This is a genomic window from Micromonospora sp. NPDC002411 (assembly GCF_053592955.1).
In genome coordinates, this window is sequence record NZ_JBSFBM010000268.1 from 1 (window position 1) to 9,252 (window position 9,252).

The following is a 9,252-nucleotide window of genomic DNA, read 5'->3' on the forward strand; positions in this document are numbered from 1 at the left end:
CCACCGCCGATGTCGAGGAAGTTGGCCGGCTTGACGTTGCCGTGCCGCTCACCGGCGTACGCGACCACGTCGAGGGTCGACATGACCAGACCCGCCGTCCGGGTGGTCCGGCCGGTGGCGGCGGTCGTCCGGGTGCGGGCGGTCGTGGCCGTGGCGGCGGCGCCGCGGGTGCCTTCGGGCGTCCGGGTGGCCGGCCGACGCGCGGTCGCAAGTCCAAGAAGCAGCGCAGACAGGAGTTCGACAACCTGTCGGCTCCGACCATGAGCTCGGGTGCTCCCCGGGGTCAGGGTCAGGTCGTCCGGCTCTCCCGTGGCGCCTCGCTGTCGGACTTCGCCGACAAGATCAACGCCAACCCGGGTTCGCTGGTCCAGGAGATGTTCAACCTGGGCGAGATGGTCACCGCGACCCAGTCCTGTTCTGACGACACCCTGCACCTGCTGGGTGAGCACCTGGGCTTCGACATCCAGATCGTCAGCCCGGAGGACGAGGACCGCGAGCTGCTCGCGCAGTTCAACATCGACCTCGACGCGGAGGTGGCCGAGGAGCGTCTGGTCAGCCGTGCGCCGGTGGTGACCGTCATGGGTCACGTCGACCACGGTAAGACCAAGCTGCTCGATGCCATCCGTAAGGCGAACGTCGTTGCCGGTGAGGCGGGTGGCATCACCCAGCACATCGGTGCGTACCAGGTCCACGTCCCGCACGAGGGCGAGGACCGGGCGGTCACCTTCATCGACACCCCGGGTCACGAGGCGTTCACCGCCATGCGTGCTCGTGGCGCCCAGGTCACGGACATCGTGATCCTGGTCGTCGCGGCCGACGACGGTGTGATGCCGCAGACCATCGAGGCGTTGAACCACGCAAAGGCGGCCGATGTGCCGATCGTGGTCGCGGTCAACAAGGTCGACAAGCCGGATGCCAACCCGGACAAGGTTCGCCAGCAGCTGACCGAGTACGGCCTGGTCGCCGAGGAGTACGGCGGCGAGACCATGTTCGTCAACGTGGCCGCCAAGCCGGGCATCGGCATCGAGGAGCTGCTCGAGGCCGTCCTGCTGACCGCCGACGCGTCGCTGGAGCTGACCGCTCCGATCGACGGGCCGGCGCAGGGTGTGGCCATCGAGGCGCACCTGGACAAGGGCCGCGGTGCGGTGGCGACGGTGCTGGTGCAGAAGGGCACCCTGCGGGCGGGCGACTCGATCGTCGCCGGTGGGGCGCACGGCCGGGTCCGGGCCATGCTCGACGAGAACGGCAACCAGCTCTCCGAGGCTGGGCCGGCGCGTCCGGTCATGGTGCTGGGTCTGACCGCGCCTCCCGGCGCGGGCGACACGTTCCTCGCCGCGGCGGACGACCGCACGGTGCGGCAGATCGCCGAGCAGCGGCAGGCACGGCGGCGGGCGGCGTCCTTCGCCAACTCCCGTGGTCGGGCCACCCTCGAGACGCTCATGGAGCAGCTCAAGGAGGGCGAGAAGACCTCGCTCAACCTCATCCTCAAGGGCGATGTCTCCGGTTCGGTGGAGGCCCTGGAGGACGCGCTGTTCAACCTCGACATCCCCGAGGAGGTTCAGCTCAAGGTCCTCGACCGGGGCGTCGGCGCGATCACCGAGAGCAACGTCATGCTCGCGAGTGCTTCGTCCGAGCCGGTCACGATCATCGGCTTCAACGTGCGGGCCTCGAACAAGGTCCGTGAGATGGCCGACCGCGAGGGCGTGGAGATCCGGTACTACACCGTCATCTACCAGGCCATCGAGGAGATCGAGGCAGCGCTCAAGGGCCTGCTCAAGCCGGAGTACGAGGAGGCCGAGCTGGGCACCGCGGAGATCCGCGACGTCTTCCGCTCGTCCAAGATCGGCAACATCTCCGGTTGCATCGTCCGGTCGGGCATCATCCGGCGCAACGCGAAGGCTCGACTGCTTCGGGACGGGACGGTCGTGGCGGACAACCTCACGATCACCTCGCTCAAGCGGTTCAAGGACGACGCCACCGAGGTCCGCGAGGGCTTCGAGTGTGGTCTGACCCTGGGTGGTTACAACAACGTCCAGGTCGGCGACGTCATCGAGACCTTCGAGATGCGGGAGAAGGTTCGCGCCTGATCCGGCAGTGACACGCTGATCAAGGGGTTTACGCCGTTCGGCGTAAACCCCTTGATCATGCGGGGCGGGTTGGCGGTATCGTCCGGGGCGATGTTCACCGGAACCGCGGTCTTCGACCTGCTGCTGCCGGGCGACTCCCGGTCGCTCAAAGCCAAGAGATCATATGTACGGCCGATCGTGGCGGCGCTGCGCCGCTTCGAGGTGTCGGCCGCCGAGGTGGGAGCGCTCGACCTGCACGGTCGGGCGCAGATTGCGGTGGCCGTGGTGGCCGCCGAGACAGTGCACGTCCGCGAGGTGCTCGACTCCTGTGAGCGCCTGGTGGCCGGCCGTCCCGAGGTCGAGCTGTTGTCGGTTCGACGCCGGCTGTACGGCGTGGACGACGACTGACCACGGTGCCGGCTGTGCCGGGCGACCGGTGCGGCCGCGAAGGTAATGTTCGAGATGTTGGCCGGTCGGCCGGCGGCCTCCGGGTCGCCGGGTCGACCGGGAGCAGGACGCCGTGGAGGTGGCGAGATGTCTGATCCGGCCAAGGTACGCCGGCACGCCGAGCGGGTGCGTGAGCTGGTCGCGTCGGTGGTGCGGAGCCAGATCAAGGACCCGCGGCTCGGGATGATCACCATCACCGACGCCCGGATAACCGCTGACCTGCGCGACGCGACGGTCTTCTACACGGTGCTCGGCGACTCGGTGGCCCAGGCGGACACGGCCGCCGCGCTGGAGAGCGCCAAGGGGATGTTGCGCAGCACTGTCGGCAAGGCGCTCGGGCTTCGGCACTCGCCGACCCTGGCGTTCGTCCTCGACGACGTGCAGGACCAGGTCAAGCACATCGACGACCTGCTCGCCGCCGCCCGCAACGCCGACGCCGAGGTGCAGCGGCTCGCCGCCCAGGCGAAGTACGCGGGCGAGGCCCAGCCCTACCGGGTGGACGACGAGGACGACGAGACGGACGAGGCCGACGAGGTCTCCGACGTCAAGGAGACCCCGCGGGGTGGGGAAACGCGGTGACCAGCGCCACCAGCGCCCCGCTGACCGGGGCGGCCGGGGTTGTCCCCACCGAGGCGGACTGGGCTGCGGCCGAGGCGCTGCTGCGGGATCTCCCGGTGGGCGCCCGGGTGCTGTTGATCTGTCATGTCAACCCGGACGGCGATGCCCTGGGCAGCATGCTCGGCTTCGCGCTGGGCCTGCGGCAGCTCGGCGTACGCGAGGTGCAGGCGACCTTCCCCGGGCCGCCGGAGGTGCCGGAGCCGTTGCGCGGGCTTCCCGGTCTTGAGCTGCTGGTCCCGGCCGACGCGGCGGACCCCGCACCCGATCTGGTGATCTGTTTCGACGCGGCGAGCGAGTCGCGTCTCGGCGAGTTGGCCGGGCGGCTGTCGTCGGCGGGTGCGGCGTTGGTGCTCGACCACCATGCCTCGAACCCGGGCTTCGGCACTGTCAACCTTGTGGATCCGGGCGCTGCGGCGACGTCGGTGGTGGCTGAGCGGTTGCTGGCCCGGCTCGGGGTTGTGGTCGATCGGGAGATCGCCGAGTGCTTCTACGTGGCCCTGACCACTGACACTGGTTCGTTCCGGTTCGCGGCGACCACCCCGGCGGTGCACGAGATGGCCGCCCGGTTACTGGCCACCGGCATCTCGCCGGGCGACATCTCGCGGCGGGTGTTCGACACCCGGCCCTTCGGCGCGGTCCGTCTCTTCGGTGAGGTGCTCGGCCGGGCCCAGTTGGAGCCGACCGCCGCCGCTGGCCGAGGGTTCGTCTGGACCTTCGCCACCCTGGACGACCTGGCCCGACACGACCAGCGGCCGTACGTGCTGGAGGCGTTGATCGACTCGGTGCGCTGCACCGCCGAGGCGGACGTGGGCTGTGTGTTGAAGCAGACCACGTCGGGCGAGTGGGCGGTGTCGATGCGCAGCAAGGGCGCTGTGGACGTCAGCCGGGTCGCGGTCGCGCTGGGCGGCGGTGGTCACACGTTCGCGGCCGGTTTCACCGGTCGGGGCACCATCGAGCAGGTGGTCGAGTCGATCCGTGACCAACTGGACGGGGCGCTGGTCCAGCCCACGAGCTGACGCGGCGTTTACCGCCATCGATCCGCCAAGCCCGAAGATCAGGGTCAGCTCCGGGGAGTGTCGGTCTTCCCGCGCTCCGTGAGACCGGGAAGAATTGCGGGATGGAGCAGCCGCACGACCTCACCGTGGAGGCCCCCCGCGCCTGGGACCGGCCCGCCGTCTCCGTTCCCGTCCTGGTCTGCCTGTCGCTGGTCGGTGGTCGGTTCGCCTCCTTCTCCACCGAGGCGAATTTGTTCACCCTCGGCACCGGCGGGGTGCTGATCTGGCTCGGTCTGAGCAACCGCGTGCCTCGGCGACCGGCGCCGCGCCGTCTGGGCGCGGGAGCCGCCTGGTGGGCGGTGCCGGTGGTGGTCTTCGGCGTCTTCGAGGGTGCGACCTTCGTGCTGGCCGCCGGTGATGACTTCCCGACCTTCTCCCGGCTCGCCGACCCTCTCCTGGAAGATCAGCTGACTCGTTCGGCGGCCTGGTTCGCCTGGCTGGCGGCCTTCTGGGGGCTGGTGCGGCGATGATGCGGGCGCTTGCGATCGGCGGCTTCCTGGCCGCGCTGGTGCTCTTCGCCGTGGTCGAGTGGATGGCCCGGCGGGAGGGCTCCCGGATCCCCACGCTCGGCGAGGTCTGCGCGTACGTGATGCGCTACGAGGTCGGTCTGGTGCCGGTGGGCCGGATCGGTCTGTTCGGGTTCTGGTGGTGGCTGGGATGGCACTTCCTGGCCCGTTGAGCCGGGTTGCCGACCGTCCAGATGGCGGGAACCGTGAGCAGCATATGGACCTGAACGATAACTTGGGAGAGGGCCGGCGCCGCGTGGCGGTGCAGGTCATGGGTGGTGGTGCCACACCTCGTGCTGCCTCCCTCCAGGGTCGGACCGACCCGGGCTCAAGCTGCCCAGGCGGCTGCTCCGGTAACCCCGGACCGCCGTGGGGCGCTCAGCAGGACCGCCCGTGAGGGCCACCGTGTGTCGGTGGCTCGCTCCCTGGAAGGACCACCACCGTGCCGAACAAGCCCAAGCCCGAGACCACCACCGACGACGCCCGTGAGCAGGCTCGCCGCGCGCTGCAGACGTCGATGGACACACGCCAGTGACCCGACCGGGCCAACGCTGATCCCTCTGGTCGGTGCGGTCGGACAGGGGCGGACGCTTCCTGGTGTGCCTTTGACCAGAGAGGCCGACACCCCGACTGCCCGCTGGCAGGTCCTGCGCGGGACGTGACGACGACCCTGAGCGCCACCCGCTGGGGGAGCTTGCCGACGAGGTAAGCAGTCGGCGGGATTGCGATCCTTACTGCGGTCGTGCCAGGATCGGCGGCGATGAGCCAGACCGCCACAACCGACCGATCCGTCTCGCCGCGCCGGATCGCCAGCCTCGCCCTGCCGGCCCTCGTGGTGCTCGCCGCCGAGCCGCTCTACGTGCTTGTCGACACGGCGGTGGTCGGTCACCTCGGCCGGGTGCCACTCGCCGCGCTCGCCGTCGGCGGCACGGTGATGACGCTCACCGCCTGGGTCGGCACCGTGGTCGCGTACGGCACCACCGGGCGTGCGGCCCGCCGCTTCGGCGCGGGAGACCGGGCCGCCGCTGTGGCCGAGGGCGTCCAGTCGTCCTGGTTGGCGTTCGGTGTCGGTCTGGTGATCGCGATCGGCATGCAGTTCGGCGGAGCCGCGCTCGCGCGTACCCTCGCCGGTGGTGCTGGCGACGTGGCCGACGCCGCCGCACACTGGCTGCGGATCGCGGCCCTCGGCGCCCCCGGCCTGCTGCTCGCCGCGGCCGGCAACGGCTGGCTGCGCGGCGTGCAGGACACCCGCCGCCCGCTGTACTTCGTGCTCGGCCCCAACCTGCTCTCCGCGGTGCTGTGCCCGCTGCTGGTCTACCCCGGTGGGCTGGGCCTGATCGGCTCGGCGGTGGCCAACGTCGTCGCGCAGACCCTCTGCGGTGCGCTCTTCGCCGCCGCGCTGGTCGCCGAACGGGTGTCGCTGCGGCCCCGACCCCGCGTGATCCGCCAGCAGTTGGTGCTCAGCCGGGACCTGCTGATCCGAGGGCTGGCGTTCCAGGCGAGCTTCCTCTCCGCGACCGCCGTCGCCGCGCGCTTCGGCGCCGCCGCTGTCGGCGCCCACCAGATCGCCCTGCAACTCTGGTTCTTCACCGCGCTGGTGCTCGACGCCCTCGCCATCGCCGCGCAGTCGCTGGTGGGTGCCGCGCTCGGTGCCGGCGACGACGCGGGCGCGCGGGCGCTCGCCCGCCGGATCGGGCTGCTCGGCGGAATCTGCGGCGTCGGGTTCGCGCTGTTCGTCGCCGCCGGCGCCGGCGTGGTGCCGACATGGTTCAGCTCCGACCCGGGGGTACGGGAGCAGGCCATGGTCGCGTGGCCGTGGTTCGTCGTGATGCTGCCGCTGGCCGGGGTGGTGTTCGCCCTCGACGGCGTGCTGATCGGCGCTGGTGACGTGCGTTACCTGCGCAACCTCACCATCGTGGCGGCGCTCGGTGGTTTCCTGCCCGCGATCTGGCTGGCGTACGCCCTCGACCTCGGGCTGGGCGGCATCTGGGCCGGACTCACAGTGTTCGTGGTGATCCGGCTGGTCGCTCTGCTGCTGCGCCTGCGCAACGGCAACTGGGCGGTGGTCGGCGCGGTCCGCTGACCACCGCTCGATCAGCAGCGGGTGGTGGTCGGCGGGGGCGCGTCGAGGTCGAAGATGGTCCCCGGGTCACCCGCCGGCAGTTGGTCCAGATGCCGGTCGGCGCTCCACGTCTGCTCCTGCACCCAGCCGTCACGCAGCCCGTCGCATCGCAGGTTCCAGCTCACGGCGTCTGCCGAGGCGAGCCAGAGGCCCTGGCTGGCGGCCTGCACGTCACCCGTGTGCGGCACCTGCCAGATCACCTTGTCGCGGATCACCACCACGCCCGCACCGGCCGGCGCCCGCACGTCCACCTTGAACGAGTACGCCCAGACGAACTCCGTCGTCACCTCCAGCAGCCGGATGTCGTCTTCCTCGGTGGCCCGGTAGCTGATCCGCCCGTTCGCCCGGGTGTCGTCCCACCTCTCAGGTGTCGAAATCCGGGTGGCGAAACTCAGGAAGCCGCCGTCTCTGAAGTATGGGCCGACCTGCTTGGCGGCGTCCGGGCCGAACAGCGCGAGGAACGGCACCCGGTTTCCCAGCAGCATCGAGGAGTCGACCCGGCCCTTGATCAGTGCCTCGCGTACCGACTCCAGTGCGGCACGTACCTCAGCCGCGCTGAACGGGCCGGTGGCGTTCGCCGTCGGCAGCACCACGGCTTCCTCGGCGGGAGCGAAGGAGGCGGCGGGGGTGTCAGCGAACAGGTCCCGCGGTTCACCTGGATCGCCGGACGGTGCGGCGGTCGTGCCGCCAGCGACGTGGGTGACCAGCAGCCCGCCGCCGACAACCATCAGCAGGGCCAGGACCAGCCCGAGGCCGACCAGCAGTGCGCCGTTGTGCCGGGCGGAGAAGAAGCGGACCCGGTCCCAGCCGGTGGGCTGGTGCTCGGTCTGTGCCGAGTGCATCCACTCGGGCAGGCGTACCGGGTTGACCTCGGCTACCGCAGCGGGTGGCGGTGGTGGTGGGTCTGCCGGGCCCGTCGGTGTGGGCTCGTTCGACGATGTGTCAGTCACGGTTTCTCCGTCAGTATTCGCCGCTGGTGGCCAGCGCGAGCAGATAGTAGGCGCCGGTCACCAACGCGGTGCCGATGACCGTGGCCACGACGAACGACAGCACGGCGACGATGTTCGGATGCGACTCGCCCCATCGGCTCCGGCTGCGCCAGTGCCACACCGCCCGGCGGGCAGTCCGTAGCGGCGGCCAGCCCTCGATCAGGTCGTCGACGTAGCGTGCCGGGGTCCGCCGCTTCGGTGTCGGCTCCCGCATCCACTGCGGCAGGTCGACCCGGGCGCGGTGCTCGTGGCCCGGAGGTCGGTCGGAGGTCATCGGCGGTCCTGATCTCGGGGCGCGGTCAGCGGGCAGATGATCTTCGCACCCGTTTCGGTCGGCGGCTGTCCCGCCGGACAAACCGCCGGATCGACGTCGCATCCCGGCCAACCGCTCAGGCCGCCTGGGCGGAGGCTCCGGTCACGCCGGGCGTGCCCACGCACCGCGCGGTACGGGCCGTCTGGCAGGCTTGGCCGACGTGAGCACCGATGGTCTGATCGTCGTCGACAAGCCCGGCGGCATGACGTCGCACGACGTGGTGGCGCGGATCCGCCGGCTGGCCAAGACCCGACGCGTCGGCCACGGTGGCACCCTCGACCCGATGGCCACCGGTGTGCTGGTGATCGGTGTGGGCCGGGCCACCCGCCTGCTGACCTACGTGATCGGCGCGGGCAAGAGCTACACCGGCACCATCCGGCTCGGCCAGGCCACCATCACCGACGACGCCGAGGGCGACGTGATCGCCAGCACTCGGGCCGGTCATCTCACCGACGACGCGATCCGCTCGGCGTTGGCACCGCTGCGCGGTGAGGTTGACCAGGTACCGAGCGCGGTCAGCGCCATCAAGATCAACGGTCAGCGCGCGTACAAGCGGGTCCGCGAGGGGGAGAGCGTCGAGCTGCCCGCTCGGCGGGTCACCATCTCCCGCCTGGAGGTGCTGGCGATCCGCCGCACCGAGCCGGACCTGGTGGACGTGGACGTGGACGTCACCTGCTCCTCCGGCACGTACATCCGGGCCATCGCCCGGGACGCGGGCCTCGCGCTCGGTGTCGGCGGACACCTGACCGCGCTGCGCCGGACCGCGGTGGGCGGCTTCACCCTCGCCGAGGCGGCCACCCTCGACGAGCTGGAGCAGCGCGCCCCGGAGGTGGTGAACCTGCCGCTGGACGCGGCAGCCGACCGCTTCTTCGCGCGTCGGGAGGCCACGCCCGAGGAGGCTCGGGTGCTCGCCCACGGCGGGCCGTTGGACCCGGCCGGCCTCACCGGGCCGTACGCCGTCTTCGGACCCGCCGGCGGTCTGATCGCTATCGTCAGCGAGCGGGACGGGCGGGCCCGCGCGGAGATCGTGCTCGCCCCGGCCTGACGGCGGGGCGCAGGTCCGCCGGCCCCCGGCCGGCGGGACAGCAGGGGAGGAGCGGCATGCAGCGGTGGCGGGGGTACGACGCGGCGCCCGG

Annotated in this window: 9 protein-coding genes and 1 pseudogene; 8 read left to right on the forward strand and 2 right to left on the reverse strand. The window is 71.2% G+C overall.

Annotated features, from left to right (window positions below; genetic code table 11):
* Positions 1-113 precede the first annotated feature (113 nt).
* The 7 genes and pseudogenes from infB to ACWCO3_RS26095 all read left to right on the forward strand — a co-directional run.
* Positions 114-2,087: pseudogene (gene infB, locus ACWCO3_RS26065) on the forward strand (translation initiation factor IF-2); the annotation flags it as partial.
* A 90-nt stretch (positions 2,088-2,177) separates the two neighbouring features.
* Complete coding sequence (locus tag ACWCO3_RS26070) at positions 2,178-2,474, forward strand: DUF503 domain-containing protein (RefSeq protein WP_145785009.1); 297 nt, start codon at positions 2,178-2,180, stop codon at positions 2,472-2,474.
* 126 nt (positions 2,475-2,600) lie between these two features.
* Entirely contained in the window at positions 2,601-3,092 is a 492-nt protein-coding gene (gene rbfA / locus ACWCO3_RS26075; RefSeq protein ID WP_145785008.1) for a 30S ribosome-binding factor RbfA, read from the forward strand.
* Positions 3,089-4,147: a DHH family phosphoesterase gene (locus ACWCO3_RS26080; protein ID WP_450012520.1), complete on the forward strand. Its 1,059-nt coding sequence runs from the start codon at positions 3,089-3,091 to the stop codon at positions 4,145-4,147. Before rbfA ends, ACWCO3_RS26080 begins: the two co-directional genes overlap by 4 nt.
* A 101-nt stretch (positions 4,148-4,248) precedes the next feature.
* Entirely contained in the window at positions 4,249-4,656 is a 408-nt protein-coding gene (locus ACWCO3_RS26085) for a hypothetical protein (protein ID WP_088990968.1), read from the forward strand.
* Complete coding sequence (locus ACWCO3_RS26090; RefSeq protein ID WP_208745211.1) at positions 4,656-4,865, forward strand: DUF6186 family protein; 210 nt, start codon at positions 4,656-4,658, stop codon at positions 4,863-4,865. Before ACWCO3_RS26085 ends, ACWCO3_RS26090 begins: the two co-directional genes overlap by 1 nt.
* Before the next feature lie 587 nt (positions 4,866-5,452).
* Positions 5,453-6,775 (forward strand): MATE family efflux transporter, encoded by a 1,323-nt coding sequence (locus ACWCO3_RS26095; RefSeq protein WP_358048885.1) that lies wholly within the window; start codon positions 5,453-5,455, stop codon positions 6,773-6,775.
* Positions 6,776-6,786: 11 nt separating this feature from the next.
* Here ACWCO3_RS26095 and ACWCO3_RS26100 read toward each other — a convergent pair whose 3' ends face one another.
* Positions 6,787-7,764: a hypothetical protein gene (locus ACWCO3_RS26100; protein WP_145785005.1), complete on the reverse strand. Its 978-nt coding sequence runs from the start codon at positions 7,762-7,764 to the stop codon at positions 6,787-6,789.
* A 10-nt stretch (positions 7,765-7,774) separates the two neighbouring features.
* Positions 7,775-8,077, reverse strand: coding sequence for a hypothetical protein (locus ACWCO3_RS26105; protein ID WP_145785004.1), 303 nt, complete (start codon positions 8,075-8,077; stop codon positions 7,775-7,777).
* A 199-nt stretch (positions 8,078-8,276) separates the two neighbouring features.
* Between ACWCO3_RS26105 and truB the strand changes: the two genes are divergently transcribed.
* On the forward strand, positions 8,277-9,161 hold the full coding sequence (truB, locus tag ACWCO3_RS26110; protein WP_145785003.1) for a tRNA pseudouridine(55) synthase TruB: 885 nt from the start codon (positions 8,277-8,279) through the stop codon (positions 9,159-9,161).
* Positions 9,162-9,252 lie beyond the last annotated feature (91 nt).